General features: G+C 50.8%; 23 protein-coding genes. 9 read left to right on the top strand and 14 right to left on the bottom strand.

Annotated elements, in window-relative coordinates; all coding sequences use genetic code 11:
- Nucleotides 1–41: 41 nt before the first annotated feature.
- The 4 genes from rfaL to rfaD are packed head-to-tail and all read right to left on the bottom strand — an operon-like array spanning nt 42 to nt 4,246.
- Nucleotides 42–1,259 (bottom strand): O-antigen ligase RfaL, encoded by a 1,218-nt coding sequence (gene rfaL / locus D9597_RS10865; RefSeq protein ID WP_130222422.1) that lies wholly within the window; start codon nt 1,257–1,259, stop codon nt 42–44.
- A gap of 38 nt (nt 1,260–1,297) precedes the next feature.
- Complete coding sequence (rfaC, locus tag D9597_RS10860; RefSeq protein WP_130222420.1) at nt 1,298–2,254, bottom strand: lipopolysaccharide heptosyltransferase RfaC; 957 nt, start codon at nt 2,252–2,254, stop codon at nt 1,298–1,300.
- Between the two features lie 3 nt (nt 2,255–2,257).
- Entirely contained in the window at nt 2,258–3,304 is a 1,047-nt protein-coding gene (rfaF, locus tag D9597_RS10855; protein ID WP_130222418.1) for an ADP-heptose--LPS heptosyltransferase RfaF, read from the bottom strand.
- 9 nt (nt 3,305–3,313) lie between these two features.
- Complete coding sequence (rfaD, locus tag D9597_RS10850) at nt 3,314–4,246, bottom strand: ADP-glyceromanno-heptose 6-epimerase (RefSeq protein WP_000587764.1); 933 nt, start codon at nt 4,244–4,246, stop codon at nt 3,314–3,316.
- A gap of 213 nt (nt 4,247–4,459) precedes the next feature.
- Here rfaD and kbl point away from each other — a divergent pair, with 213 nt between their 5' ends.
- The 3 genes from kbl to waaH all read left to right on the top strand — a co-directional run bounded on the left by kbl (nt 4,460) and on the right by waaH (nt 7,968).
- A complete protein-coding gene (kbl, locus tag D9597_RS10845; protein ID WP_130222416.1) occupies nt 4,460–5,656 on the top strand; it encodes a glycine C-acetyltransferase in 1,197 nt (398 codons plus the stop codon).
- Nucleotides 5,657–5,669: 13 nt separating this feature from the next.
- A complete protein-coding gene (gene tdh / locus D9597_RS10840; RefSeq protein ID WP_130206693.1) occupies nt 5,670–6,695 on the top strand; it encodes an L-threonine 3-dehydrogenase in 1,026 nt (341 codons plus the stop codon).
- Between the two features lie 238 nt (nt 6,696–6,933).
- A complete protein-coding gene (waaH, locus tag D9597_RS10835; RefSeq protein WP_130215188.1) occupies nt 6,934–7,968 on the top strand; it encodes a UDP-glucuronate:LPS(HepIII) glycosyltransferase in 1,035 nt (344 codons plus the stop codon).
- On the opposite strand, the gene D9597_RS10830 is transcribed toward waaH, so the two are convergent.
- Genes D9597_RS10830 through gpmM form a run of 3 tightly spaced genes read right to left on the bottom strand, consistent with a single transcriptional unit; the run spans nt 7,955 to nt 11,755 of the window.
- On the bottom strand, nt 7,955–8,914 hold the full coding sequence (locus D9597_RS10830; protein ID WP_130222414.1) for a divergent polysaccharide deacetylase family protein: 960 nt from the start codon (nt 8,912–8,914) through the stop codon (nt 7,955–7,957). The genes waaH and D9597_RS10830 overlap by 14 nt on opposite strands.
- A gap of 3 nt (nt 8,915–8,917) precedes the next feature.
- A complete protein-coding gene (envC, locus tag D9597_RS10825) occupies nt 8,918–10,177 on the bottom strand; it encodes a murein hydrolase activator EnvC (RefSeq protein WP_001626259.1) in 1,260 nt (419 codons plus the stop codon).
- Between the two features lie 33 nt (nt 10,178–10,210).
- Nucleotides 10,211–11,755 carry a 2,3-bisphosphoglycerate-independent phosphoglycerate mutase gene (gene gpmM, locus D9597_RS10820; protein ID WP_064526112.1) on the bottom strand — a complete coding sequence of 515 codons (1,545 nt, stop codon included), beginning with the start codon at nt 11,753–11,755 and terminating at the stop codon, nt 10,211–10,213.
- Between the two features lie 244 nt (nt 11,756–11,999).
- On the opposite strand from gpmM, the gene D9597_RS10810 reads away from it, so the two are divergent.
- From D9597_RS10810 to cysE, 5 genes are all read left to right on the top strand, one after another.
- A complete protein-coding gene (locus D9597_RS10810; RefSeq protein ID WP_130222410.1) occupies nt 12,000–12,431 on the top strand; it encodes a rhodanese-like domain-containing protein in 432 nt (143 codons plus the stop codon).
- Between the two features lie 140 nt (nt 12,432–12,571).
- Nucleotides 12,572–12,823, top strand: a complete 252-nt coding sequence (gene grxC, locus D9597_RS10805; protein WP_000024392.1) for a glutaredoxin 3 — start codon at nt 12,572–12,574, stop codon at nt 12,821–12,823.
- Between the two features lie 62 nt (nt 12,824–12,885).
- Nucleotides 12,886–13,353 (top strand): protein-export chaperone SecB, encoded by a 468-nt coding sequence (gene secB, locus D9597_RS10800; RefSeq protein WP_130206686.1) that lies wholly within the window; start codon nt 12,886–12,888, stop codon nt 13,351–13,353.
- A complete protein-coding gene (gene gpsA / locus D9597_RS10795; protein ID WP_112914747.1) occupies nt 13,353–14,372 on the top strand; it encodes an NAD(P)H-dependent glycerol-3-phosphate dehydrogenase in 1,020 nt (339 codons plus the stop codon). The genes secB and gpsA overlap by 1 nt, the downstream gene beginning before the upstream one ends.
- A 79-nt stretch (nt 14,373–14,451) precedes the next feature.
- Complete coding sequence (gene cysE / locus D9597_RS10790) at nt 14,452–15,273, top strand: serine O-acetyltransferase (RefSeq protein ID WP_001277565.1); 822 nt, start codon at nt 14,452–14,454, stop codon at nt 15,271–15,273.
- 55 nt (nt 15,274–15,328) lie between these two features.
- Here the strand turns inward: cysE and trmL are convergent, their stop codons facing one another.
- From trmL to D9597_RS10755, 7 genes are all read right to left on the bottom strand, one after another.
- Entirely contained in the window at nt 15,329–15,802 is a 474-nt protein-coding gene (gene trmL / locus D9597_RS10785; protein ID WP_000932351.1) for a tRNA (uridine(34)/cytosine(34)/5-carboxymethylaminomethyluridine(34)-2'-O)-methyltransferase TrmL, read from the bottom strand.
- Nucleotides 15,803–15,906: 104 nt separating this feature from the next.
- Nucleotides 15,907–17,097, bottom strand: coding sequence for a quinone-dependent L-lactate dehydrogenase (lldD, locus tag D9597_RS10780; RefSeq protein WP_130206682.1), 1,191 nt, complete (start codon nt 17,095–17,097; stop codon nt 15,907–15,909).
- Nucleotides 17,094–17,870 carry a transcriptional regulator LldR gene (gene lldR / locus D9597_RS10775; RefSeq protein ID WP_130222408.1) on the bottom strand — a complete coding sequence of 259 codons (777 nt, stop codon included), beginning with the start codon at nt 17,868–17,870 and terminating at the stop codon, nt 17,094–17,096. Before lldR ends, lldD begins: the two co-directional genes overlap by 4 nt.
- Nucleotides 17,870–19,525, bottom strand: coding sequence for an L-lactate permease (gene lldP / locus D9597_RS10770; RefSeq protein ID WP_130215198.1), 1,656 nt, complete (start codon nt 19,523–19,525; stop codon nt 17,870–17,872). The genes lldR and lldP overlap by 1 nt, the downstream gene beginning before the upstream one ends.
- 488 nt (nt 19,526–20,013) lie before the next feature.
- Nucleotides 20,014–23,880 carry a YadA-like family protein gene (locus tag D9597_RS10765; protein ID WP_130222406.1) on the bottom strand — a complete coding sequence of 1,289 codons (3,867 nt, stop codon included), beginning with the start codon at nt 23,878–23,880 and terminating at the stop codon, nt 20,014–20,016.
- 43 nt (nt 23,881–23,923) lie between these two features.
- Nucleotides 23,924–24,607, bottom strand: a complete 684-nt coding sequence (locus tag D9597_RS10760) for a DUF3251 domain-containing protein (protein WP_130222404.1) — start codon at nt 24,605–24,607, stop codon at nt 23,924–23,926.
- A 538-nt stretch (nt 24,608–25,145) separates the two neighbouring features.
- Nucleotides 25,146–25,508, bottom strand: a complete 363-nt coding sequence (locus D9597_RS10755) for a YibL family ribosome-associated protein (protein WP_000665680.1) — start codon at nt 25,506–25,508, stop codon at nt 25,146–25,148.
- Between the two features lie 268 nt (nt 25,509–25,776).
- Here D9597_RS10755 and yibT point away from each other — a divergent pair, with 268 nt between their 5' ends.
- On the top strand, nt 25,777–25,989 hold the full coding sequence (gene yibT / locus D9597_RS10750) for a protein YibT (RefSeq protein WP_130222543.1): 213 nt from the start codon (nt 25,777–25,779) through the stop codon (nt 25,987–25,989).
- The last annotated feature ends 9 nt before the right edge of the window (nt 25,990–25,998 follow it).

The following is a 25,998-nucleotide window of genomic DNA, read 5'->3' as shown; positions in this document are numbered from 1 at the left end:
TTGAAGAGCCTGCCTGAACTCAATGTCAGGCAGGCTTTTTTTTATTTATTCCGCATAGCTAACAGCAAACCAACAATCAAGCCAATAGGTTTGAGATCAACTTCCTCGAAATTACCTCGGATAATATAAAAACCAACAAGAGTTAAAAATAGCAGCAATTGACCATTATAAGGAGTGACCACTACTTTTTTAAATGTTGCGTTAGCTGTTTCTTTGATAATAGAGCCATACAGATAAAGTAAAGCGAGTAGCCCAGCTAAACCTGCTGCAAACCAGATTGATAAAATAATGTTGTGTGGTCCAATGGATTGCCTGAACGTCCATGATGGAAAATCTACGACACGCTTATTATATATTGCATGGTAAATATCATCGCCATAGCCATATCCCTTAAACGGGTTCTCCATAATTAATGTCCATGCTGTACCTTGTGTACCATTGGTATAGCGATAAGAACTGTCGGTCTGTTGAAGTTTATAAATAAGCCTATCTTCATCGGTATGATCACCTTTAAAGGTAAATACGCAAGTTGCTGCAACAGAAATAATAATAGAGGTCAGCATCAATAATTTCCACTGACGATTTAAGATTAACCATAGTAGAGTCACTATGAATACTGCCAGCCATGCACCACGAGAGAGCGTTCCTAATAGCAGAAACAAGAAAACTGCGCTAAAAATTATGAATATTATTTTATAAGAGGTTTTCTTGATAAGCCAAAGGTTTAATAATGCTGGAAATAGAAACACCATTGAGTCGGAAATACTACGATGTTCATAGGTCGAAAATGGCATTATTCCTTTATTATAATCCTGAATATAAGAAATAATTTCAACAAGACAACGTAACCCAAGCCCGGTAACTAATGAGTATAGTACAACTTTACCGATGCTTTCATTATCTTCATCTTTTAATAATACGGGTATAAGTAAACTATATGCCAAAAATCCTTTTAGCACTGTGTTACTGAATTCTTTAAAACTTATTTTCAGATCTGGTGATATGAAAGTGGCATATAAAAGAATGAGTGACAGAGCCAGGACACTATAAAAAAGATTATTTTTGTAGAGCTCTTTAAATGTCCCTGGAGCACGGAAAACTTGATAAATTACCGTAATAATCATTAGTACAGATATGATATGTTTATAACGGGTAATACCATCAAGGAAAAAGGTTGCAATAAAGAGGAATACCAACACTCTATTCCAGTATGGTTTCCAGTTCTCTTTATTACGCAGCGCCAGCGAGGCTGTTAACATTGCTTCTCCACCATCTTAAATAATATAGAACGTGTTAATCAGGAATTGATTTTTTTTAATACTGCTTCTGCAGCCAGATGAGCAAGATCTTTATCCGGTGCCATGCAAACTACCTGATTCTTCCCATAACCGCCAATTAATCCCGGGTCTGTAGGCCCATAAACTGTGATATTGGGTTTATCAAGTGCCGCAGTTAAATGGCTTAATCCTGTATCGACTGACACAACAAATTTAGCTCCAGCCAGCACGTGGGCAACGCCTTCCAGAGTCATCTTCGGCAGTACGTCGACATAATCAAAGCCTTCCGCCAGCCTTTTTGCCCGCTCTTCTTCATGCGGCGCTCCCCACGGTAGTTTAATTCGAATCCCTGAACCTGCCAGTAAACCAATTAATTCTCGCCAGTGCTCTTCCGGCCAGTGTTTATCATCGCGGGTGGTCGCATGAAGGAATACAGCATACTCCCCAGCATCCGGTAGAGGATTTGTCAGGAAATGCTGCGCAATAGCATAATCGCCCTGGGCCTGCGGTTTGCTATACCCAAGGCTTTTTGCGAACAGTTCACGGGTACGTTCTACGGCATGCTGCTGTTTCGCAATATGATGTTTGCGATTGTAAAACAGGCTGGCTAAAGGCTCGCGAGCGGTTTGCCAGTCCATTCCATGCTTAACGCCATGTGCTAAACGTGTCACCAGCGCTGCGCTTTTTACCAGCCCTTGGGCGTCGATAATTGCGTCATAGTTTTCTGCCTGAAGGGCTTCACGAAACGCTTTCCGTTCCGCTTTTATGGGGGCCGAGAACCAGGCTTTGCGCCAGCGACGTATCGCCACCGGAATAACCCGCTCAACGGCGGCGTGCCAGGAAGGAATCTGTGCGAATCCCTCTTCCACCACCCAATCAAACTTAATCCCCGGGATTGCCTGCTGGGCATCGGTGAGTGCGGGCAGCGTATGGAGAACATCGCCCATCGACGATGTTTTAACGATCAAAACCCGCATCCGTCAGGCTTCCTCTTGTAACAATAGCGCGTTGAGTTCTTCCAGTACGCGCTGGGGAGTAATGTCGATCAAGCTCTGGTGATAACCCTCTGCAGCGTCACCTTTACGCACTTTGTGATAGCCGGTAATCAGGCGGATCACGCGCGCTTTATGGGAAAGCGGCGGTGTGAAGTCCGGACTGCTCGGCCCATACAGAGCAACCAGTGGACGATTGAGCGCCGCAGCAACGTGCATCAGGCCAGAATCGTTAGTGACAATGGCTTTACTGGCGGCAATCAAAATGACTGCCTGCTCAAGCTGTGTTTCCCCCGCCAGGTTCCGACACCATGCCTGCTGCTCGGTATTCAAAGCGGCAAGAATCTCATTGCCCGCCTCATGATCTTTCGCCGAGCCAAACAGAACCACCTGATAACCTTCATCAATCAGCTGCTTTGCCAGCTCTGCATAGTGGTAGTGTGGCCAGCGTTTCGCCGGGCCAAACTCCGCGCCCGGACAAAAGCCAATCATCGGACGTTCTGATGAAAGCGAAAATTGATTACAGGTATATGATTTTTCACCTTCGCTCACTTGCAATTGCGGCCATAACAACGGTTTTGGTAGATCTTGTGCGGTACGCATCACGCCTTTGTCATAGGCCAGCGCCACATAGCGTTCCACCATTAGCGGCCAGGCTTCTTTATCGAGCACACGTACATCGTTGAGTAAACCGTAGCGCATCTCGCCGCGCCAGCCGGTGCGATGAGGAATACCCGCGAAGAAAGGCACTAATGCGGATTTGAAGGAGTTGGGTAAGACGTAGGCGCGGTCGTAGCGCTTTTCACGCAGACTATGACCCAGTTTGCGGCGTTCACCGATATCCAGCGCCCCGTGACCGAGAGGCATAGGGATAGCTTCGTTAACTTCCGGCATCCGCGATAATAATGGACGGCACCATGCCGGTGCCATCACGTCGATTATCGCCTGGGGATAGCGCGCCTGGAGCGTGCGATAGAGACTTTGCGACATCATCATGTCGCCAACCCAAGACGGGCCGATCACCAGTATTTTCATGCAGAGCTCTTATGCGTCGCGATTCAGCCAGGCCATGTATTCCGTTACACCTTCAGCAACGGTTTTGAACGGTTTGTCGTAACCCGCAGCGCGCAGATTAGTCAGATCCGCCTGAGTAAACGCTTGGTAGCGGCCTTTCAGTTTATCCGGGAACGGAATGTATTCGATCTGACCTTTCTTGTGATAAGCCAGTGTTGCATCTGCTACTGCCTGGAAGGATTCCGCACGACCAGTACCGAGGTTGAAGATGCCGGAAACGCCATTTTCCAGGAACCACAGATTCACATCAGCCACGTCGCCCACGTAGACGAAGTCGCGTTTAAAGTTCTCGCTACCTTCGAACAGTTTCGGTGATTCACCGTTGTTAAGCTGGGTGTTGAGATGGAAAGCGACGCTCGCCATGCTACCTTTATGGCCTTCACGCGGTCCATAAACGTTGAAATAGCGGAAGCCAACAATCTGCGAGTTCGCTTCTGGCAGGATTTGACGAACATATTCATCAAACAGGAACTTCGAATAACCATAGACGTTCAGTGGTTTTTCGTATTCGCGGGATTCAATAAAGTCGGAAGTGCGACCGCCGTAAGTGGCTGCGGAAGAGGCGTACAGGAACGGGATTTCGCGCTCCAGACAGTAGTGCAGCAGCTCTTTGGAGTATTGATAGTTGTTATCCATCATATACTTGCCGTCCCACTCGGTAGTGGAAGAGCACGCGCCTTCGTGGAAAATCGCTTCGACATCGCCGAACTCTTCGCCCGCCATAATCTGGATCAGGAAGTCTTCCTTATCCATATAGTCCGCGATGTTCAGGTCCACCAGGTTCACAAACTTGGTGCCGTCTTTCAGGTTGTCCACCACCAGAATATCGGTGATGCCTTTATCATTCAGGGCCTTAACGATGTTGCTGCCGATAAAGCCCGCGCCGCCGGTAACGATGATCATAACTGTAACCTTCGAATTATGGAGTCAGAGACAATCTCAGACACGAATACTTCTATCATATCACTACACGGCGTTGGCTTCAGCCATTCGCCGAAAGTGAGGGGGATGGACGTTATTTATTCTAAATTTTACAGAAGTGTTAACGCGTCATCTCGTCGCGAACTATAAGTTTGGGTAATATGTGCTGGAAATTGCCCTGTCTGGAGAATCGCAATGCGTGGAGAATTTTATCAGCAGTTAACTAACGATCTGGAAACCGCAAGGGCGGAAGGGTTGTTTAAAGAAGAACGCATTATTACGTCTGCGCAGCAAGCAGATATCACTGTGGCTGATGGAAGCCACGTCATTAACTTTTGTGCCAACAACTATCTCGGACTGGCGAATCATCCGGAACTGATTGCGGCGGCAAAAGCGGGAATGGATTCTCACGGTTTCGGCATGGCTTCGGTGCGATTTATCTGCGGCACCCAGGATAGCCATAAAGAGCTTGAGCAGAAACTGGCAGCATTTCTCGGCATGGAAGATGCGATTCTCTACTCTTCCTGTTTTGATGCCAACGGCGGTCTGTTTGAAACGCTGCTGGGCGCGGAAGACGCCATTATCTCCGATGCTCTGAACCATGCCTCGATCATCGACGGCGTGCGACTGTGCAAAGCCAAACGCTATCGCTATGCCAACAACAATATGCAAGAGCTGGAAGCGTGCCTGAAAGAAGCGCGTGAATCCGGGGCGCGCCATGTGTTAATCGCCACCGATGGCGTGTTCTCTATGGATGGCGTAATTGCCAACCTGAAAGGGATTTGCGATCTGGCAGATATTTACGATGCGCTGGTGATGGTGGATGATTCCCATGCGGTCGGTTTTGTCGGCGAAAACGGACGTGGCTCCCATGAATACTGCGATGTGATGGGCCGTGTCGATATCATCACCGGCACGCTGGGTAAAGCACTGGGCGGGGCTTCTGGTGGTTACACCGCAGCGCGTAAAGAGGTGGTTGAGTGGCTGCGTCAGCGTTCTCGCCCGTACCTGTTCTCCAACTCACTGGCACCTGCCATTGTGGCTGCTTCCATTAAAGTGCTGGAGATGGTCGAAGCGGGCAGTGAGCTGCGTGACCGTCTGTGGGCGAACGCGCGCCAGTTCCGTGAGCAGATGTCGGCGGCGGGCTTTACCCTGGCGGGAGCCGATCACGCCATTATTCCGGTCATGCTTGGCGATGCTGTAGTGGCGCAAAAATTTGCCCGTGAACTGCAAAAAGAGGGCATTTACGTCACCGGTTTCTTCTATCCGGTCGTTCCGAAAGGTCAGGCGCGTATTCGTACCCAGATGTCTGCGGCGCATACCCCTGAGCAAATTACGCGTGCGGTAGAAGCGTTCACGCGTATTGGTAAACAACTGGGCGTAATCGCCTGAGTGAGGATGTGAGATGAAAGCGTTATCCAAACTGAAAGCGGAAGAGGGCATCTGGATGACCGACGTTCCTGAACCGGAACTCGGACATAACGATCTGCTGATTAAAATCCGTAAAACAGCCATCTGCGGGACTGACGTTCACATCTATAACTGGGATGAGTGGTCGCAAAAAACCATCCCAGTACCGATGGTTGTAGGCCATGAATATGTTGGTGAGGTGGTTGGCATCGGTCAGGAAGTGAAAGGCTTCAAGATCGGCGATCGCGTTTCTGGCGAAGGCCATATCACCTGTGGTCATTGCCGCAACTGTCGTGGTGGTCGTACCCATTTGTGCCGCAACACGATAGGCGTTGGTGTTAATCGCCCGGGCTGCTTCGCCGAATATCTGGTGATCCCGGCATTCAACGCCTTCAAAATCCCCGACAATATCTCCGATGACTTAGCCGCAATTTTTGACCCGTTCGGAAATGCGGTGCATACGGCGCTATCGTTTGATCTGGTCGGCGAAGATGTTCTGGTTTCTGGTGCAGGCCCAATTGGTATTATGGCCGCGGCGGTAGCGAAACACGTTGGTGCACGCAACGTGGTGATCACTGATGTTAACGAATACCGTCTGGGGCTGGCGCGCAAAATGGGCATCACTCGTGCGGTTAACGTCGCCAAAGAAAACCTCAATGACGTGATGGCCGAGCTGGGCATGACTGAAGGCTTTGATGTTGGTCTGGAGATGTCTGGTGCACCGTCAGCGTTTCGCACGATGCTGGACACCATGAATCACGGTGGTCGTATTGCGATGCTGGGTATCCCGCCGTCTGATATGTCTATCGACTGGACAAAAGTGATCTTTAAAGGCCTGTTCATTAAAGGTATTTACGGTCGTGAGATGTTTGAAACCTGGTACAAGATGGCGGCGCTGATTCAGTCTGGTCTGGATCTCTCGCCAATCATTACCCATCGTTTCTCCATCGACGATTTCCAGAAAGGCTTTGATGCTATGCGTTCTGGCCAGTCCGGGAAAGTTATTCTGAGCTGGGATTAACACGAACAAGGGCTGGTATTCCAGCCCTTTCTCCTGAGGATAATCCGTTAAATATGTAAAATCCTGTCAGTGTAATAAAGATATCGTAATTGCGCTGTTATCTTATATTGCTGCTTTCATTATCTCTCTAGCCTGAAGTTACTTTCTCACCCGTAAAAATAATATTTCACAAGCTTAATGGTTTCTTAATACAAAGCCTGTACAACGTTAGGGTAACTTCAGAGGTCGTCGGTAATTTATGATGAACAGCACCAATAAACTAAGTGTTATTATCCCGTTATATAATGCGGGAGATGATTTCAACGCTTGCATGGAATCTTTAATTGCGCAAACCTGGACTGCTCTGGAAATTATTATTATTAACGATGGATCAACGGATAATTCTGTTGAAATAGCAAAGCATTACGCAGAAAAACATCCACATGTTCGCTTGCTGCATCAGGCGAATGCTGGCGCATCGGTGGCGCGTAATCGCGGGATCGAGGCAGCGACGGGCAAATATGTTGCTTTTGTCGATGCTGATGATGAAGTCTATCCCACCATGTATGAAACGCTGATGACCATGGCGTTAGAGGACGATCTCGACGTGGCGCAGTGCAACGCTGACTGGTGTTTTCGTGAAACGGGGGAAACCTGGCAATCCATTCCCACCGATCGCATACGCTCAACCGGCGTATTAACCGGCCCGGACTGGCTGCGGATGGGACTTTCTTCTCGCCGCTGGACTCACGTTGTCTGGATGGGCGTTTATCGCCGCGATGTTATTGTAAAAAATAACATTAAATTTATTGCCGGATTACATCATCAGGATATTGTCTGGACAACAGAATTTATGTTTAACGCGCTGCGTGCGCGATATACCGAGCAATCGTTATATAAATATTATCTGCATAATACGTCAGTGAGTCGGTTGAATAGACAAGGGAATAAAAACCTTAATTATCAACGTCACTATATTAAAATTACCCGCCTGCTGGAGAAATTAAATCGAAATTATGCCGACAAAATTACAATTTATCCGGAATTTCATCAGCAAATAACTTACGAAGCATTGCGTGTTTGCCATGCGGTGCGCAAAGAGCCAGATATTATTATCCGCCAACGGATGATTGCTGAGATATTTACTTCCGGCATGTATAAGCGCCTGATTACTAATGTCCGCAGCGTAAAGGTGGGTTATCAGGCATTACTGTGGTCTTTCCGCTTATGGCAATGGCGCGACAAAACACGATCGCACCATCGCATTACGCGTAGCGCCTTTAATTTGCGCTAGCGTTAAACTTCGCCGCTTCGGGCTGTTTGCCCCAGCCTTGCCACTGATGTTGAAAGTAAACGATCAGCGTGCTCTGGCTGATGCTTTCGCTTAATACTTCAAAGAAGCGATTCGCATAAACTGGCTCCAGCGGTTTTTTCGGTTTACACAGCTTCACGCCACGGAACGGATTACGCGGTGCGTCGGGCACAGTATTTTTCGGCGGTGTAGATGTATCGACCTGTGGTTCATTCAGCAAGCTGCTGGCTTTCACCAGCGTAATGTCTGGCGGCAGGTTATAAACCATTTGTTGCAATACGCGTACCGTTGAGGGATGTGGATGACCAATGGCGATGGTCGAACCGTTGCGACGCGCCAGGTCAATTGCACGATTAAACTGTACACGAATATCCGCTTCATTTTGCGAATCGTCGAGGAACACCTTCCGTTTAATAACCTTCACGCCAGTGCCTTGTGCGGCGCGCATCGCCTGGGTATTACCGATGGTTACGCTGTCGAGGAAGTAAAGATTGTAACGCGCCAGCGCCTGCATCACTTTCTGCATACCAAACAGGTTAGAGGTCATTTTGCTGCCCATGTGGTTGTTGATTCCCACGGCATAGGGCACGTTATTGACCGCACTACGAATAATGCGCTCAATTTCGTCGCTGCTCATCTCCGGGCGCAGCGTGTTTTTCTCCAGCGGCTGTTTACTCAACGGTGCCATTGGCAGATGGATCAACACTTCGTGACCGCTGTTATGCGCTTTGATCGCCATCTCTCTGGCGTGCGGTGAGTCGGGTAATACAGCGACGGAGATCGCGGAGGGCATTGCCAGCACCTGGTTTTCGTTGTGCGGGCGATAACCAAAATCGTCAATGACGATGGCTAGTTTGCCAGCAATTACGGGGGAGGAGAGCGCCAACAGCGCGGCAAATGCAAGAACGTTACGACGAAATGGAAACAAAACTTATCTTCCCAACCACGGCTGTGGATTGACCGCCTGACCCTGGCGGCGAATTTCGAAATAGAGTGAAGGCCGACCCTGACCACCACTGCTGCCCACCAGTGCAATTGGCTGGCCCGCGCGAACCTGCGAACCAACGCTCACCAGTGCGCTCTGATTATAGCCGTAAAGACTCATGTCGCCTTTACCGTGCTCAACCACCACCACCAGACCGTAGCCTTGCAGCCAGTCAGCCAGAATCACCCGACCGTCGGCAATCGCTTTAACTTCAGTACCTTCAGAAGCACCGATAACCATCCCTTTCCAGCGCAGTTCGCCTTGTAGCTGTTCGCCATAGCGATGCAGCGTTGGCCCGCGAACCGGCCAGAATGCCTGACCGCGCGGCGCGCCTAGACCACCGGTACGGGACATCAGCGATTTTTCGCTTTCAGTCGGTTTGTAGGTGGTGCCTTTACGCGTCGCTTCTTTCTGACGGTCGCGAACCGCCTGGGCTTCGCGCGCTTCACGTTCAGCACGTGCTTTCGCTGCCGCTTCTGCACGGGCAATGCTGTTACGCAGACGGGATTCGTTGGCACGCAGTTCACTTAGCTGCTGCTGACCTTGCTGGATGGAAGATTCCAGCCCCGCCAGCGTCTTTTTACGCTCGTTCAGCGCCTGAGTCAGTTTCGCCTGTTGGGCGCGCTGCTCATATAACAGCGTTTGTTGTTCGCTTTGTTTCTCTTCCAGTTCAGCACGCTGCATGGCGACTTCTTCACGCGTTTGCTTCAACTGGGCGATGGTTTCTTGTCGCGCCTGGTTGAGATAGCCGAAGTAAGCCTGCAATCGTTGACCGCGCTGGCTTTCTTCACCGCTGAGAATCAGCTGAATACCGGTATGCTCACCCTGACGAAACGCGGCATCCAGTTGCGCGGCGAGGCTGCGTTCCTGGGCGGCTTTTTGCTGCTCCAGTTTGGCAATCGACGCGTTCATCTCATCAATCTGTTTATTCAGTTGATTGAGCGTGTTTTGCGTTTCGCGCAGCTTGCGGGTGGCTTCGGAGATCGCCTCTTCCTGCTTTTTCAGCTGAGCAAGCAGGCTTGAGCGTTGTTGCTGCTGTTGGCGTACCGCGCGCTCTTTCGCGGCGATATCGGCCTGAATAGACTTGAGTTGGTCGCGGTCATCCGCGTGGGCGGAAAACGTGCACAACAATACGCCAGCGCTAAGAACGCTGGCGTAAATGATGGGCCTGACTGCAAACCTGCGCGGTTTCGTGGCCCGTGTCATGGTATTAATCGCCTTTCCCCTCATGGGGAGGGATTATTCCACGATGAACAGCGGCTTACCAGTCATCTCTTGTGGGATTTCCATCCCCATCAGCGACAACATGGTCGGTGCGATGTCAGAAAGCTTACCGCCTTCAACCGCTTTCACGTTCTTATCACCAACGTAAATCAGCGGAACTGGCAGGTTGGTGTGTGCCGTGTGTGCCTGACCCGTTGCCGGATCGCGCATCTGTTCAGCGTTACCGTGGTCAGCGGTGATCAGCAGTTGTCCACCCACGGACTCAACGGCTTTTGTCACTTCTTCAACACAGTGATCCAGCGCTTCTACCGCTTTAACCGCCGCTTCCATCACCCCGGTGTGACCTACCATGTCGCCGTTCGGATAGTTACAGATAATGGTGTCGTATTTGCCGCTCTTGATTGCCGCAACCAGTTTTTCGGTCAGCTCTGCGGAGCTCATTTCCGGCTGCAGGTCGTAGGTAGCGACTTTCGGCGAGTTGATCAGAATGCGGTCTTCGCCTTTGAACGACTCTTCTACACCACCGTTAAAGAAGAAAGTGACGTGAGCATATTTTTCAGTTTCGGAAATACGCAGCTGAGTTTTGTCGTTTTTCGCCATCCACTCGCCGAAGGTGTTAACCAGGGAAGCCGGTGGGTAAGCCACTGCGGTTTTGATGTCAGCGGCGTATTCGGTCAGCATCACGAAATCGACGTTAACCACTTTCTTACGCGCGAAGCCGTCGAAATCAGCGTTCACGAATGCACGAGTGATTTCACGCGCACGGTCAGCACGGAAGTTCATGAAAATCAGCGCGTCGCCGTCTTCCATTGCTGCATCTGGCTGGCCTTCTGCACGAATAACGGTCGCTTTCACGAATTCGTCGTTTTCGTCGCGAGCATAAGCAGCCTGCAAACCAGCAACGGCGGTATCGGCCTGGAACTCACCTTGCGCCAGAGTCAGCAGGTCATAGGCTTTTTCAACGCGATCCCAACGGTTGTCGCGGTCCATGGCGTAGTAACGACCAATGATGGACGCTACGCGGCCTTTACCCAGCGCGGCAAATTTCTCTTCGAATTTTTTCAGCGAAGATTCAGCACTGCGCGGCGGAGTGTCGCGACCGTCAAGGAATGCGTGCAGATAGATTTTTTCTGCGCCGCGTTCAGCTGCCAGTTCTACCATCGCCATGATGTGATCTTCGTGGCTGTGTACGCCGCCTGCGGAGAGCAGACCCATAATGTGTACTGCTTTGCCTGCGTTTTTCGCTTTATCTACCGCACCAGTCAGTACCGGGTTAGCGAAGAAAGCGCGATCTTTGATTTCAACGTCCAGACGAGTCAGGTCCTGATACACGATGCGGCCGGCACCCAGGTTAACGTGGCCTACTTCGGAGTTACCCATCTGACGGTCAGGCAGACCGACTTCCAGACCGGAAGCGTCGATCAGGGTATGCGGACGATTGGCCCACAGTGCATCCATTACCGGGGTTTTAGCACTAAAAATGGCGTTATCCTGCTGTTCTTCGCGATAGCCATAGCCATCCAGAATCACCAGTACCATAGGTTTTTTAGAAACCGACATTGCGACAACCTCATACTCAAGAGTCAAAATTTGCGTAATTTTACTACAGCTGAATCGATAAAATAGCCTCTGAAGATCAAAATATACGACCGCTCGCGGCAAGCCGATGCCAGAATTGCGATTTTTTTTCGTAGCGCCCCGCAAAATTGCATTCCAGTTAACGCGCTGGCTGTATTTGCCGCACTGCGCAGGTATACTCCTTTCCTGGTTTTTTTAATCACTACGTCGGGAGTTGTTACCCCCCATGCAAGAAATTATGCAATTTGTTGGCCGTCATCCCATACTGAGTATCGCCTGGATCGCGTTACTGGTGGCGGTTCTTGTCACTACGTTTAAGAGCCTGACCTCGAAAGTGAAGGTGATTACTCGTGGTGAAGCTACGCGTCTGATCAACAAAGAAGACGCTGTGGTTGTGGATTTACGTCAGCGTGATGACTTCCGTAAAGGCCATATCGCAGGTTCTATCAATCTGTTGCCGAGCGAAATCAAAGCCAACAATGTTGGTGAGCTTGAGAAGCACAAAGACAAACCGGTTATCGTGGTAGACGGTTCTGGCATGCAGTGCCAGGAGCCTGCAAACGCGCTGACGAAAGCTAGTTTTGCGCAAGTATTCGTGCTGAAAGACGGCGTCGCTGGCTGGGCTGGCGAAAACTTGCCTCTGGTGCGCGGCAAATAATTTACCTGTCGTCTTTCATGATGCAGGCCGTTAGCTGCAATTATGCCCCCAGCGACTTATTGTTATAAGCTTCTGGGGACACTCTATTTTGCTGCCGCCCTGCAACATGAAATTTCAGGGTAAAAAACAGGAGCTAAGTTATGGCCAATGTTGAAATCTATACCAAAGAAACCTGCCCGTATTGCCATCGTGCAAAAGCACTGCTGAGCAGCAAGGGCGTGAGTTTTCAGGAGCTGCCGATCGATGGCAACGCCGCCAAGCGTGAAGAGATGATCAAACGCAGCGGTCGCACCACGGTTCCCCAGATTTTTATTGACGCACAGCACATTGGCGGCTGTGATGACTTGTATGCATTGGATGCACGTGGTGGACTGGATCCCCTGCTGAAATAACGTGTGAACGTTGGCATTACATTGCGCAGTATTTAAGGACAACACTTAAGGGTTTTCTACACATGTCAGAACAAAACAACACCGAAATGACTTTCCAGATCCAACGTATCTATACCAAGGATATTTCTTTCGAAGCGCCGAACGCGCCGCACGTTTTCCAGAAAGATTGGCAGCCAGAAGTTAAACTTGATCTGGATACGGCATCTTCTCAACTGGCAGATGACGTTTACGAAGTGGTACTGCGTGTTACCGTAACGGCATCCCTGGGCGAAGAAACTGCGTTCCTGTGTGAAGTTCAGCAGGGCGGTATTTTCTCCATCGCGGGTATCGAAGGCACCCAGCTGGCACATTGCCTGGGCGCATACTGCCCGAACATTCTGTTCCCGTATGCTCGTGAATGCATCACCAGCATGGTATCCCGCGGTACATTCCCGCAACTGAACCTTGCGCCGGTTAACTTCGATGCGCTGTTCATGAACTATTTGCAGCAGCAGGCTGGCGAAGGTACTGAAGAACATCAGGATGCCTGATGAACCAACGTAATGCTTCAATGACTGTGATCGGTGCCGGCTCGTACGGCACCGCTCTTGCCATCACCCTGGCAAGAAATGGCCACGAGGTTGTCCTCTGGGGCCATGACCCTGAACATATCGCAACGCTTGAACGCGACCGCTGTAACGCCGCGTTTCTCCCCGATGTGCCTTTTCCCGATACGCTCCATCTTGAAAGCGATCTCGCCACCGCGCTGGCAGCCAGCCGTAATATTCTTGTCGTCGTACCCAGCCATGTCTTTGGTGAAGTGCTGCGCCAGATTAAACCGCTGATGCGTTCTGATGCGCGTCTGGTGTGGGCGACTAAAGGTCTGGAAGCGGAAACCGGGCGTCTGTTACAGGACGTGGCGCGTGAGGCGTTAGGCGATCAAATTCCGCTAGCGGTTATCTCTGGCCCAACATTTGCGAAAGAACTGGCAGCAGGTTTACCGACGGCTATTTCGCTGGCCTCTACCGACCAGACCTTCGCCGATGATCTCCAGCAGTTGCTGCACTGTGGCAAAAGTTTCCGCGTTTACAGCAATCCGGATTTCATTGGCGTGCAGCTTGGCGGCGCGGTGAAAAACGTCATTGCCATTGGCGCGGGGATGTCCGACGGTATCGGTTTTGGCGCGAATGCACGAACGGCGCTAATTACCCGTGGTCTGGCTGAGATGTCGCGTCTTGGCGCGGCGCTGGGTGCCGATCCTGCCACCTTTATGGGCATGGCGGGGCTGGGCGATCTGGTGCTTACCTGTACCGACAACCAGTCGCGTAACCGCCGTTTTGGCATGATGCTCGGTCAGGGCATGGATGTACAAAGCGCGCAGGAGAAGATTGGTCAGGTGGTGGAAGGCTACCGCAATACGAAAGAAGTCCGCGAGTTGGCGCATCGCTTCGGCGTTGAAATGCCAATAACCGAGGAAATTTATCAAGTATTATATTGCGGAAAAAACGCGCGCGAGGCAGCATTGACTTTACTAGGTCGTGCACGCAAGGACGAGCGCAGCAGCCACTAAACCCAGGGAACCTTTGTTACCGCTATGACCCGGCCCGCGCAGAACGGGCCGGTCATTATCTCATCGTGTGGAGTAAGCAATGTCGTGTGAAGAACTGGAAATTGTCTGGAACAATATTAAAGCTGAAGCCAGAACGCTGGCGGACTGTGAGCCAATGCTGGCCAGTTTTTACCACGCGACACTACTCAAGCACGAAAACCTTGGCAGTGCGCTGAGCTACATGCTGGCGAACAAGCTGTCATCGCCAATCATGCCTGCCATTGCTATCCGTGAAGTGGTGGAAGAAGCCTATGCCGCCGACCCGGAAATGATCGCTTCTGCGGCCTGCGATATTCAGGCGGTGCGTACCCGCGACCCGGCGGTGGATAAATACTCAACGCCGTTGTTATACCTGAAAGGTTTTCATGCCTTGCAGGCGTATCGCATCGGTCACTGGCTGTGGAATCAGGGCCGTCGCGCACTGGCTATTTTTCTGCAAAACCAGGTTTCTGTGACGTTCCAGGTCGATATTCACCCGGCAGCAAAAATTGGCCGTGGCATTATGCTCGACCATGCGACGGGCATTGTCGTTGGTGAAACGGCGGTGATTGAAAACGACGTGTCGATTCTGCAATCCGTCACCCTTGGCGGTACTGGGAAAACCAGCGGTGACCGTCACCCGAAAATTCGTGAAGGCGTGATGATTGGCGCGGGCGCGAAAATTCTCGGCAATATTGAAGTTGGGCGCGGCGCGAAGATTGGCGCAGGTTCCGTGGTGTTGCAACCGGTGCCGCCGCATACTACCGCCGCTGGCGTTCCGGCACGCATTGTCGGTAAACCAGACAGCGATAAGCCGTCGATGGATATGGACCAGCATTTCAACGGTATTAACCATACGTTTGAGTATGGGGATGGGATCTGACGTTCTGTGATCGTGCCGGATGCGATGCTAACGCATTTTATCCGGCCTGGCGTAACTAATCTCTCAACACCGCTCCCGGATACCCCAGCTGCCGCCAGGCTTCATACACCACTACCGACACCGCATTGGACAGGTTCATGCTGCGGCTGTCCGGCACCATTGGAATACGAATTTTTTGTTCAGCGGGCAGGGCATCAAGAATGCTCGCTGGCAGGCCGCGTGTTTCCGGGCCGAACATCAGATAGTCGCCATCCTGATAGCTTACGGCGCTATGTGCGGGCGTACCTTTTGTAGTGAGAGCAAACAGGCGCTGGGGATTTTCTGCTTCGAGGAACGCGCTGTAGTCATGATGGCGCGTAACGGCGGTAAATTCGTGGTAGTCCAGCCCTGCGCGGCGCAGGCGCTTATCGTCCCAGGCAAATCCCATTGGTTCGATGATATGCAGACGAAAGCCGGTGTTAGCGCAAAGACGGATGATGTTGCCAGTATTTGGCGGAATTTCTGGTTCGTAAAGTACGATGTTTAGCATACTGCCCCCTTAGTGCGGGGGCAGAATAGCAGAAAATTGGTGAGCCGTGCGGCCTTTTCCCCTCCCCCCGGTCCTCTCCCCAGAGGGTTAGGGGGCTCAAGCGACTATGCCGCATTCCCTTTCGCCATCGGGGCCAGCGCCGCAGGCAACTCTTTACCCAGCCCCTGCACCAACGAATCTTGCGTAATTTCGCTGATCGATTTCGCGCCCGTCAGCGTCATTGCCACTTTCATCTCTTTCTCAATCAGATTCAGTAGGTTAGCCACGCCCGCCTGGCCCGCTGTTGCCAGCGCATACAGGAAAGCACGACCCAGCAGTACGGTATCGGCACCGAGCGCAATCATACGCACGACATCAAGCCCGTTACGAATGCCGCTATCTGCCAGAATGGCGATATCACCTTTCACTGCATCTGCTATGGCAGGCAGCGCGCGGGCAGAAGAGAGCACGCCATCTAACTGGCGGCCGCCGTGGTTAGAAACCACAATCCCGTCAGCGCCAAAACGTACCGCATCACGCGCATCTTCTGGGTCGAGGATCCCTTTGATCACCATCGGGCCATCCCAGAAATCGCGGATCCACTCAAGGTCTTTCCAGGAGATGGACGGATCGAAGTTATTCCCCAGCCAGCCGATGTAATCTTCCAGCCCGGTCGGTTTGCCAAGGTAAGCCGAGATATTACCCAAATCATGCGGACGACCATTCAGGCCCACATCCCACGCCCATTGTGGATGAGTCACCGCCTGCAAGTAGCGGCGCATTGCGGCGTTCGGGCCGCTCATACCCGAATGCGCATCACGGTAGCGTGCGCCCGGCGTTGGCATATCCACGGTGAAAACCAGCGTCGAACACCCCGCGGCTTTTGCTCGTTCCAGTGCGTTACGCATAAAACCGCGATCGCGCAGTACGTAAAGCTGGAACCACATTGGGCGCTTGATGGCGGGTGCGACTTCCTCAATCGGGCAAACGGAAACCGTCGAGAGGGTAAACGGAATGCCATGCGCATCCGCCGCTTTTGCGGCCTGAACTTCGCCGCGTCGCGCATACATGCCGCACAAGCCCACTGGAGCCAGCGCTACCGGCATCGACAATTTCTCATTAAACAGCGTCGTTTCCAGACTTAAGTCGGACATGTTTTTCAGAATACGCTGGCGCAGCGCCACTTCTGATAAATCTTCCATGTTACGACGCAGGGTATATTCAGAATATGCGCCGCCATCCATATAGTGGAACAGGAACGGCGGCAGAATGCGTTGTGCTGCGGCGCGATAATCGCTGGCTGCAGAAATAATCATGCGTTTTTCTCCCTCGAATGCTCATTATGCTCACCGGGCAGGCGGGTAATACGTGCACGGCGCGCCTGATCTTCATCGAATCTTTTCATGGTGCTGTGGACAAAACTGAGATGCGCCATCATCGCTTTACGCGCACCGTCGGCATCCCCGGTAAAAATGGCGTCAATGACCGCCTGATGCTGCTCGGTCAGTTGTGAAAAAACGGGCGGCACGAGATACATCCGTTGACGGCTTTGCATCACCGAGGATTGCAGAACATCAAAGAAACCACGCATGGTTTGTAGCAGCACGATGTTATGCGAGGCTTCGGCAATCGCCAGATGAAAACGAACGTCCGCTTGCGAAGCGAGGTCCGGGTCTTCGCTGAGCGTTGCCTCAAAGCAAAGCTGAATTTTCTCTTTGTCACCAGGCGTGGCGCGCATCGCTGCATGCCATGCGGTGCTGGCTTCAATGGCGTAGCGGGCTTCCAGAATATCGAAACTGTAATCCGGATCATCGGCCATCAGCGTTTTTAGCGGCTGGACGATGTTTTGCTCCGACCACGCGTCATGACGCCAGCGCACAAATGTGCCACCACCGCGACGACTAAGAAGTACGCCTTCGCTCACCAGTTTTGCCAGCGCTTCGCGCAGTGAATTACGCGACACGCCGAGTTGCATCGCCAGTTGGCGTTCAGCGGGCAACTTCATGCCCGCCTCCAGCTGTTTTTCATCAATCAGCGCCCGCACACGGGAGGCAACCTCGTCTGACAGGCGTCTGGGTGTAGCAATCATTAAGGAATCATCCACGTTAAGACGTAAGCCTGAAGCGTGGTGATCACGCCGACCATGCAGGTGAATATCAGGCTGTGTTTGACAGTAAAGCGGAACAGATCTGACTCTTTGCCTACCAGACCTACCGCCGCACAGGCGATGGCGATGGATTGCGGGGAGATCATCTTCCCGGTAACACCGCCGGTGGTGTTGGCAGCAACCAGCAACAGGTCAGAGACGCCAATTTGTTGTGCGGCCGTGGCTTGCAGAGCGGCAAACAGAGCGTTAGATGACGTATCCGACCCGGTCAGGAATACCCCCAGCCAGCCGAGGAATGGCGAGAAGAAGGTGAATGCATGACCGGTGTGCGCCAGTGCCAGCGCCAGTGTTGACGACAGCCCGGAATAGTTCGAAATAAAGGCGAATGCCAGCACCATACCGATGGAGTAGATGGGCAGCGCCAGTTCTTTCAGCGTGCTGCCGAAGGTGCTGAGAGCGTCAGACGGTTTCATCTTCAGCCAGACAACCGAGAGCAGCGCAGCAAACAGAATGGCGGTGCCGGTGGCTGAGAACCAGTCAAACTTAAACACGGCGGCATAGGCTGTAGCCTCGCTGACCACTGGCGGCATACGGGCAACCAGTTTGTCGAGATACGGCACCGGAATGTTGATCACCCATTCATAAAGTGCGCCGCCCGAAGCGAAAAGTGCTTTAAACGGCGGGATACTCCAAAGTGTTACGGTGGCGGTCAGGAACAGGAACGGTGTCCAGGCTCGCAGCACCTGACCCGCCGTGTAACCTGTGTGAGCCAGCGTCATATCAACCTGCGATGCACCCAGATCGCCGAAGCGGAAAACGCGTACTGGCTGCCAGCGCTTGAGGAACAGTGTCAGGCAGAGCAGCGATACCAGCGAAGAGATAATGTCCGGCAGTTCCGGCCCAATGAAGTTGGAGCTGAGATACTGTGCGATGGCAAATGAACCACCTGCAACCACGACCGCAGGCCACGTCTCTTTAATACCGCGCCAGCCGTCCATAATCGCCATGATCCAGAACAGGACGATAATGGTCATAAACGGTAGCTGACGACCCACCATCTGGCCGATCTCAAAGCTGTCGATGCCCGTTACCTGTCCGGCAACCAGAATTGGAATACCCATCGCACCAAATGCCACTGGCGCGGTGTTAACAATCAGGCACAGTCCGGCGGCGTACAGCGGTTTAAAGCCCAGGCCGACCAGCAATGCGGCGGTAATTGCCACCGGTGCGCCGAAGCCCGCAGCCCCTTCGAGAAATGCGCCGAAACAGAAACCGACGATCAGCATTTGCAGACGCTGGTCTGGGGTTATCGAAAGAATCGACGAGCGGATAATGTCAAACTGTCCGGTTTTCACCGAGATCTTATAGACGAACACCGCCGCAATAATGATCCACGCGATTGGCCACAAACCGTAGAAGAAGCCATAAACCACCGAGGCCAGCGCGTTGGCGACCGGCATTTTATAGAACAGCAAAGCCACGGCCAGGGCGATGGCAACCGTCCAGGTGGCGGCGACGTATCCTTTCAGTTTGAGCTTAATCAGCGCAAAGAAGAAAAACAGGATGGGAAGTGATGCTATCAGGCTGGAAAGCCAGATATTCCCGGCGGGATCATAGTTTTGTTGCCAGAGATTCATTGCAGGTCTCCTGGAGTCCACGCACATCGTGTAATGAGTCTGTTGCTCATCTCCTTGTCACACGTTGTGTAAAAGTGGCACTGCCAATTTTGTAGTGTAGGGATAATGACAATGAATAGTTAATTAAATGTTATTAATTGGCAATGTTAATGTGAGTTTTAATTGGGGAACTGTGAACCAGAGGTCAGATAAGCGAAGAATTGGTAGGGCCAATTTTTGTGGGGGGAGATGTCTGGTAAAGAAAAGGGCAATCCTCATCAGAGAATTGCCCTTAGATTGTTGACCCGGAGCGCTTATCCGGCCTACGGATGGCGCGAGAATTTGTAGGCCTGATAAGACGCGCAAGCGTCGCATCAGGCAGTCGGCACTGTTGCCGGATGCGGCGTGAACGCCTTATCCGGCCTACAGGAATGTGCAGCATCCTCCTGTAGGCCTGATGCGCGTAACGCATCAGGCAATTTGGCGTTTACCCATTCGTTAATGGATGATTACCACTGAATACCGGCACCGAGTGCGGCGGAGTATTCACCCTGGCTATTGGTACTACCTTGTAATTTGTAGACCCAACGACCATTGGCGCTCACCATCGACACACCTAAAGCAACAGCTGATTCACCGTTGTAGGTACCGCCACCAATAGAGGCCATGCTGGCACCCGGCGTGTAAGCCTGCGGCAGACCGGTCATCGCCATTGCAGAAGCGATACCACCACTCAGCTTGCTTTCAGTTTTGGACAGTTTGTTATCCATCTCAACCATGCGCTGATCGGTGTATTGCTTCGTTTCCTGCACGCTTTGCTTCAACTGCGCGTAGTTCACCGCGTCGTTGTTGTTCACGCCAGCGGAAACGTTGCTGATACGAGTCGTACCGCCACTGCCACCACCGAGGGTAATGCTGCTGTAGTCAACAGAACCGTCAGATTTGGTGTCGTAGCGCACGCCACCCGCTTCAGAAGACTTCAACTGCGCAACGTTAACCGCGTCAGTCGCGTTTTTACCTGCGGCAACGTTAGTAATACGGCGTTGATTAGTGGAAGAACCTACGGAAATCGTATTTTCTTCATTTGCCACAGAGCCTGTACCCAGTGCGACGCTGTTATCAGCGGCAGCAATGGAACCGGAACCAATCGCGACACTATCTTGACCCTGCGCGTTGGCATCTACACCTGTCGTGTTGGTCTTGAAGTATTTGGTGCTACCGGTGGTCACGATGTCGCCAATACCGTTTTCGATATTAGTAACGCGAGTATCCAGATTAGTGACCTGATTGTTCAGGTTAGTAATGCTCTGGGTATTCTGGGAAACCTGCGCGTCCGTTACTTTCAACTGACCCACGTTAACCGCATCAGTATCAGCCGAACCTGCTGCGACGTTGGTGATCTGGCGTTGACCGTCTTCGCTGCCGACAGAGAACTCACCGACAGAGTTTTGCGGTGCATCCATGTTGTAACCGGTGTAGCCAGTCTGTGCGCCACGGGTAGTCTGAGAACCGTTACCCATCGCAATACTGTTGGCATGATTTGCACTTGCGTTGCTACCGATAGCAATACCGTTGATCGCATCAGCCAGAACCAGAGTGTTCAGGCCGATACCAATACCCGCATTACCATTAACGATAGTTTTCGCGCCCATTGCCAGCGAGTCTTCACCGACTGCCAGTGAATCTTCAGCCGTTGAGTTAGCGTGGAAGTATTTGGTCGGCGTGGTAGCGACTGCACCAATGGCATTCTGCAACTGGCGAACCGTAACGGCGTCATGGGCTTCGGAACCATCGGCTACGTTGATGATTTGACGGTACTTGCCATCATCACCAATCGACAATGCGCCGAGTAATTCACCGTCAGTGGTGTCGTAGCCAATCTCTACGCCATTTTCCGTTACGCTGGTGTTACGAGAACCTTTAACAATTACACGGTCGGAAACAGAGCTGCTACCCAGGGCGATACCCGTGTCAACTTCGCTGATGCTGTCCTGACCAATAGCTACACTGCTGGCACCAGAGGCAACAGCGTTATAGCCTACTGCGGTAGCACCAATACCAGAGGCGCTGGCGTCGTTGAACGCTAAGCCGTCGTCGTTAGTACGCACATAGTTAATACCCGCACCGTTTTCTTGGATATAGGTTGCGTCGGTGTTACCAGCAAGCTGATTGATGATTTGGCTATTTTGCTCGATCAGCAGGTTAGCGGCATTCAGTTGGGAACCGTTGACGGCGTCGGTGCTACCCGCTTCAATCAGACCATCAGCTACATTGGTGATTTTGCTGGCGTTGCCTTTATGGTTGGCGCTGTAGGCACCCGCAGCGTCATCCCACAGCAGGGCATTATCATCGAGCGCATCCAGAGCTTCACCGACGTTGTTGTAACTTCCACCCGCGATTGTATAAGTTGGCGCAGCGATAGAACCGTCAGCGTTAACTTTTGCGTTACCCCCCAGGGCATCAGCAATGTACTTATTGGTGTCGTAGAGTTGTGAACCGTTAATGGCATCGCTGCTGTTATTAGAAACTACACCATCTGCGACGTCAGTAATGACGCTGGCGGTGCCACCGTGTTTGGCGCTGAATTTATTGGCGGTAGTATCCCAGAGCAGAGCATCACCGAGCGAAGCGCTAAATGACGTGTTAATGGCTTCCAGTGCAGCACCGACGTTAGTGTAGGCCTTACCACCAATAGTGTAGGTTGGTCCGGTTAATACCCCATCCTTGTCAATATCAGCACCACCTCCAAGATAGGTCGTAAAGGAATCAGCTAAACTATAAAGTTGTGAGCCATTAATGGCATCGGTGCTGGTTGAGGATATCGTTCCAGCATCGAGGTTGGTAATTTTGCTGACCGTACTTGGATCACCATGAGCCGCACTGAATGCGCCAGCATTGGAATCCCAGAGCAGAGAGTCTTGCTTCAGGTCATACAACTGCGAACCGTTCACGGCCTCAAAGCTGTCTTCACTAATCAGACCATCAGCGACGTCAGTAATGACGCTTTGTGCCAGGGAGTTTTTCTTTGAGCCATCGGTATTAAAGGTGGTATGGCTGGCGCTGTATTTCTTGTTTTTTTCGTCCCAGTGTAACGTGTTATTATCGATGCCCTGGAGAGCCTCTCCCACGTTATTGTACTGGCCGCTTTGTAGATAATATGTGGGGGCTTTAAGCGTCCCGTCAGAGTTTATAACATTATTAGGATCAGCATGAAATCCTCCGAGTCTGTCAGAAACAGACTTACTGATGGCATAAAGTTGTGATCCGTTAATGGCATCGGTGCTGTCTTTATTGATGTCACCTTTACCCATATTGACTATTTTGCGCTCTGAACCGAGGCTACCTACAGATACAGTATTGTCTGCATCAGCTATGGAATTTGCACCAATGGCGACTGCGTTATCACCATTTGCGCTGGCGCCAACACCGAAAGCAAGGCTGCTTTTGCCCCCCGCGTTACTGTCGTTGCCCAGTGCAATGGCGTTCTCACCCGCTGAAGTGCTGCCACTGCCCAGTGCAATTGAACCAACTTTGGTTGCTCTGCTGTTTTGACCTATAGCGATGGAGTTGGTTTCTCCAGCACTGGCATTGTCTCCCAGCGCCAGGCTGGATTTCCCTGTCGCATCCGCGTTAAAGCCAACCGCCGTCGCATTTTCACCAGCTTCGCTGTCTGCACCAATTGCAATAGCGTTCGCTGCGCTGGCGAGGGAGTTTCTGCCTAATGCCAGGCTGTCTGTGCCTTTAGCTTCACTCTCACGACCTGCGGCAATCGCATCAACGCCTTCTGCACTGGCGTCTGCACCTATGGCGACACTATATTGTGCAGAACTGGAACTTTTGTAACCTAATGCAAGGCTTTTTTCGCCTATCGCGTCGTTGTCAAAGCCGAATGCTGAGGCATAATCACCTTTCGCCAGTGACAATACACCCATCGCCATAGAGTACTGGCCCTCAGCTTTGGCCGACGCCCCTATAGCTGTACCTCTATTGCCAGTAGCTTTAGCGTTAACCCCCAACGCTGTTGACGCATCGCCGTCAGCAGAACTTCTGGCACCTATTGACGTACTATATTTACCCAAAGCGCTGGCAAGATTCCCTATAGCAGTCGATGCACCGTCGAGACCTGTGTGCTGGCTTGCTGTTGAGCCTTCCCCGATAGCCACCCATCCATTACCACTATTATGACCTGTTGGTACAACAGGAGTACCAGTTGCATTATCTGCATATGCAAATGGCGACAACAACCCACCCGCAACCACAGCAGAAATTAACAGCTTACTGCGCCCGGATTTCTTGCCACGGCTTTTTGCCGTTTCGCTGGCAACGCTGTAACTGCCCGTTGCCGGATTCCAGATAACTTTAAATATTTTGTTCATTATTGATGCTCTCTATTCCTTGATATAAGCGCAGAAGCTGCATTTATTTTTTGCTTTTTCGCTGCTGAGATGCAGCAGAGTGAAGGTCGTCGAACTGAAGATTTGCCATATTGATGACGAGTTTCAGGTATTTCAGATTATTGGGTGATACGCCTTTCAGCGTCAGGTTAATGTCTTGCCATTGACCTGGTAATAATTTCAGTGAGGAGTTCATTGAGGTGCTGAAAAGCAATTGTTGCCATTTGGCTAAGTTTTTAGTATCAGCAGGTTTTTCATTTCCCCACGTGGCATGAAAACCAATATTAGATACGGGAACGCTTAATAAGTTGACCAGTGAAATACGAATGATGCTGCCATTTTCCACGGCATCAATAGACAATATGCGTCCTGCTAAACCGACTGAGCCGTTATTTAAAATGAAGTATTGTGTTTGTGCTGGGTTAAATTCAGTAAAGATAAACTCATCCTGCTTGTCCTTGACTGATTTCACGACGCTGGCAAGCGTTTGGGTACTGGTTATGATGCTATTTTGTTGTTTTTCAAAAAGTTCAATTTTACTTTTATATTGTTCTTGCTGCTTTTTTAGCGCGTCTATTTGACTTTGTTGCAACGCTTGCTGTTTGGCAAACTGGTCGATTGAGTTTACTTTTTCAATATAGTCACACCCCGTTAATGCGCAGAGTGATGATATTGTTAACATGCTTAATAGTGCTTTTCTTATGCTCATAGGATGAATTCCTTTTCATAATCCTGATGTGTTGATGACTACGATATAATTATTTTTTATATGAATGATTCAATGTTTCGCATTCACAATAAAAATGTATGAGAGAATATTTGAGTTAATGAGCATTGAGAATGTGTTATTAAATGTCAAATTGTTTGGGTTTGTCGATGATAATGAGTAAATCGCGCGAATTTTAATGATCAGTGTCAATCAATGTCAAATGGTTAACGGAGTAAAAGCGAGGAGGATAAGACGTTAATATTTGTATGGTGGATGATTTGGGAAAATAAATGTGATTCTTGTTGGGAAATATAAATAATTAAGCATTGATACATGAATAATCATATTTAATATTTATATATAGCGCTTTTATTACGCAACATATTTTCAGAATTTGACTTGCGACGCTTATGCAAGCAATCGGGCAACATGGAGCATGCAATGGTAAGAATGTTTGGTATTTGAAACAGGCTCCTGCATATGCCAGCAAGAGCCTGTAGAAATGTGGGAACAGTGGTTACATGGCGCTGAAGGGAACTTAAAACGCCGTCTTTGAGAACCCGGTCATCTCTTGCAGGCCCATTTCACGGCCCAGTGCGGTCATCGGGTGCACAACGACCAGTCCGCGAACGCTCTTCTTCAGCTTGCCCATATCAGCTTGTTCTTTTTTCGTAATCGCACGCTGGAATGGCATCTTCATCAGCTTTTGCGCTTCTTTACTGAGTTTCTGGCTATGAACTTCGCGCAGACGCGCAATTTCAGCTTCCAGCGTGGCTTTCTCTTTTTCCAGCTCGGCATATTTGTCTGCGGCTTCAACCAGTGACAGGTCAGCCTGCTGGTGGCGGATGGCGTCCAGGCGATCGCTGAGACGTTTGATTTCGTTTTTTTCGACTTCTTTCATGTGATGGCTTCTGATAAAGATAAATTTATAGCCCCTAGTATGCGCGACGGGGTGCTTTGTTCACAACTGATGGTGTTGTAATAGTTTTGTTGGGCAACAAACTTTGTGTTCAGAAATTAAGTAATCTATTGATTAACAAAAATATATTGAGTTGTTAGGGGAGGGCGTTGTGGATTTCGCACGTTTTCCTTAATGTCATTCAGATCGGGATCTAAACTAAAATTGGCGGCCGCGCATTCCCGGCGCGGGGTAATACGGAGATATTATGATGGGCAAAATAGGCGAAAACGTTCCGCTTTTTATCGATAAAGCCGTAGATTTCATGGCATCAAGCCAGGCGTTTCGGGAGTATCTGAATAAACTTCCCCCGCGTAACGCGATTCCGTCCGATATACCTGAGGAAAGCGTGCCGTTATATCTCCAGCGTCTGGAATATTATCGCCGACTTTATCAGCCGAAGCAGGTAGAGGGGCAGCAGTAAACGAGCATT

The sequence above is a fragment of the Escherichia sp. E13S3 genome (assembly GCF_004212325.1).
GTDB lineage: Bacteria > Pseudomonadota > Gammaproteobacteria > Enterobacterales > Enterobacteriaceae > Escherichia.
The sequence above is the reverse complement of the archived record's forward strand: the minus strand, read 5'-3'. Positions and strand labels throughout refer to the sequence as shown.

Excerpts from the sequence above, each read along its gene's own strand:
- rfaL (WP_130222422.1), bottom strand. The coding sequence starts at position 1,259 with ATGTTAACAGCCTCGCTGGCGCTGCGTAATAAAGAGAACTGGAAACCA.
- rfaC (WP_130222420.1), bottom strand. The coding sequence starts at position 2,254 with ATGCGGGTTTTGATCGTTAAAACATCGTCGATGGGCGATGTTCTCCAT.
- rfaF (WP_130222418.1), bottom strand. The coding sequence starts at position 3,304 with ATGAAAATACTGGTGATCGGCCCGTCTTGGGTTGGCGACATGATGATG.
- rfaD (WP_000587764.1), bottom strand. The coding sequence starts at position 4,246 with ATGATCATCGTTACCGGCGGCGCGGGCTTTATCGGCAGCAACATCGTT.
- kbl (WP_130222416.1), top strand. The coding sequence starts at position 4,460 with ATGCGTGGAGAATTTTATCAGCAGTTAACTAACGATCTGGAAACCGCA.
- tdh (WP_130206693.1), top strand. The coding sequence starts at position 5,670 with ATGAAAGCGTTATCCAAACTGAAAGCGGAAGAGGGCATCTGGATGACC.
- waaH (WP_130215188.1), top strand. The coding sequence starts at position 6,934 with ATGATGAACAGCACCAATAAACTAAGTGTTATTATCCCGTTATATAAT.
- envC (WP_001626259.1), bottom strand. The coding sequence starts at position 10,177 with ATGACACGGGCCACGAAACCGCGCAGGTTTGCAGTCAGGCCCATCATT.
- gpmM (WP_064526112.1), bottom strand. The coding sequence starts at position 11,755 with ATGTCGGTTTCTAAAAAACCTATGGTACTGGTGATTCTGGATGGCTAT.
- D9597_RS10810 (WP_130222410.1), top strand. The coding sequence starts at position 12,000 with ATGCAAGAAATTATGCAATTTGTTGGCCGTCATCCCATACTGAGTATC.
- grxC (WP_000024392.1), top strand. The coding sequence starts at position 12,572 with ATGGCCAATGTTGAAATCTATACCAAAGAAACCTGCCCGTATTGCCAT.
- secB (WP_130206686.1), top strand. The coding sequence starts at position 12,886 with ATGTCAGAACAAAACAACACCGAAATGACTTTCCAGATCCAACGTATC.
- gpsA (WP_112914747.1), top strand. The coding sequence starts at position 13,353 with ATGAACCAACGTAATGCTTCAATGACTGTGATCGGTGCCGGCTCGTAC.
- cysE (WP_001277565.1), top strand. The coding sequence starts at position 14,452 with ATGTCGTGTGAAGAACTGGAAATTGTCTGGAACAATATTAAAGCTGAA.
- trmL (WP_000932351.1), bottom strand. The coding sequence starts at position 15,802 with ATGCTAAACATCGTACTTTACGAACCAGAAATTCCGCCAAATACTGGC.
- lldD (WP_130206682.1), bottom strand. The coding sequence starts at position 17,097 with ATGATTATTTCTGCAGCCAGCGATTATCGCGCCGCAGCACAACGCATT.
- lldR (WP_130222408.1), bottom strand. The coding sequence starts at position 17,870 with ATGATTGCTACACCCAGACGCCTGTCAGACGAGGTTGCCTCCCGTGTG.
- lldP (WP_130215198.1), bottom strand. The coding sequence starts at position 19,525 with ATGAATCTCTGGCAACAAAACTATGATCCCGCCGGGAATATCTGGCTT.
- D9597_RS10765 (WP_130222406.1), bottom strand. The coding sequence starts at position 23,880 with ATGAACAAAATATTTAAAGTTATCTGGAATCCGGCAACGGGCAGTTAC.
- D9597_RS10760 (WP_130222404.1), bottom strand. The coding sequence starts at position 24,607 with ATGAGCATAAGAAAAGCACTATTAAGCATGTTAACAATATCATCACTC.
- D9597_RS10755 (WP_000665680.1), bottom strand. The coding sequence starts at position 25,508 with ATGAAAGAAGTCGAAAAAAACGAAATCAAACGTCTCAGCGATCGCCTG.
- yibT (WP_130222543.1), top strand. The coding sequence starts at position 25,777 with ATGGGCAAAATAGGCGAAAACGTTCCGCTTTTTATCGATAAAGCCGTA.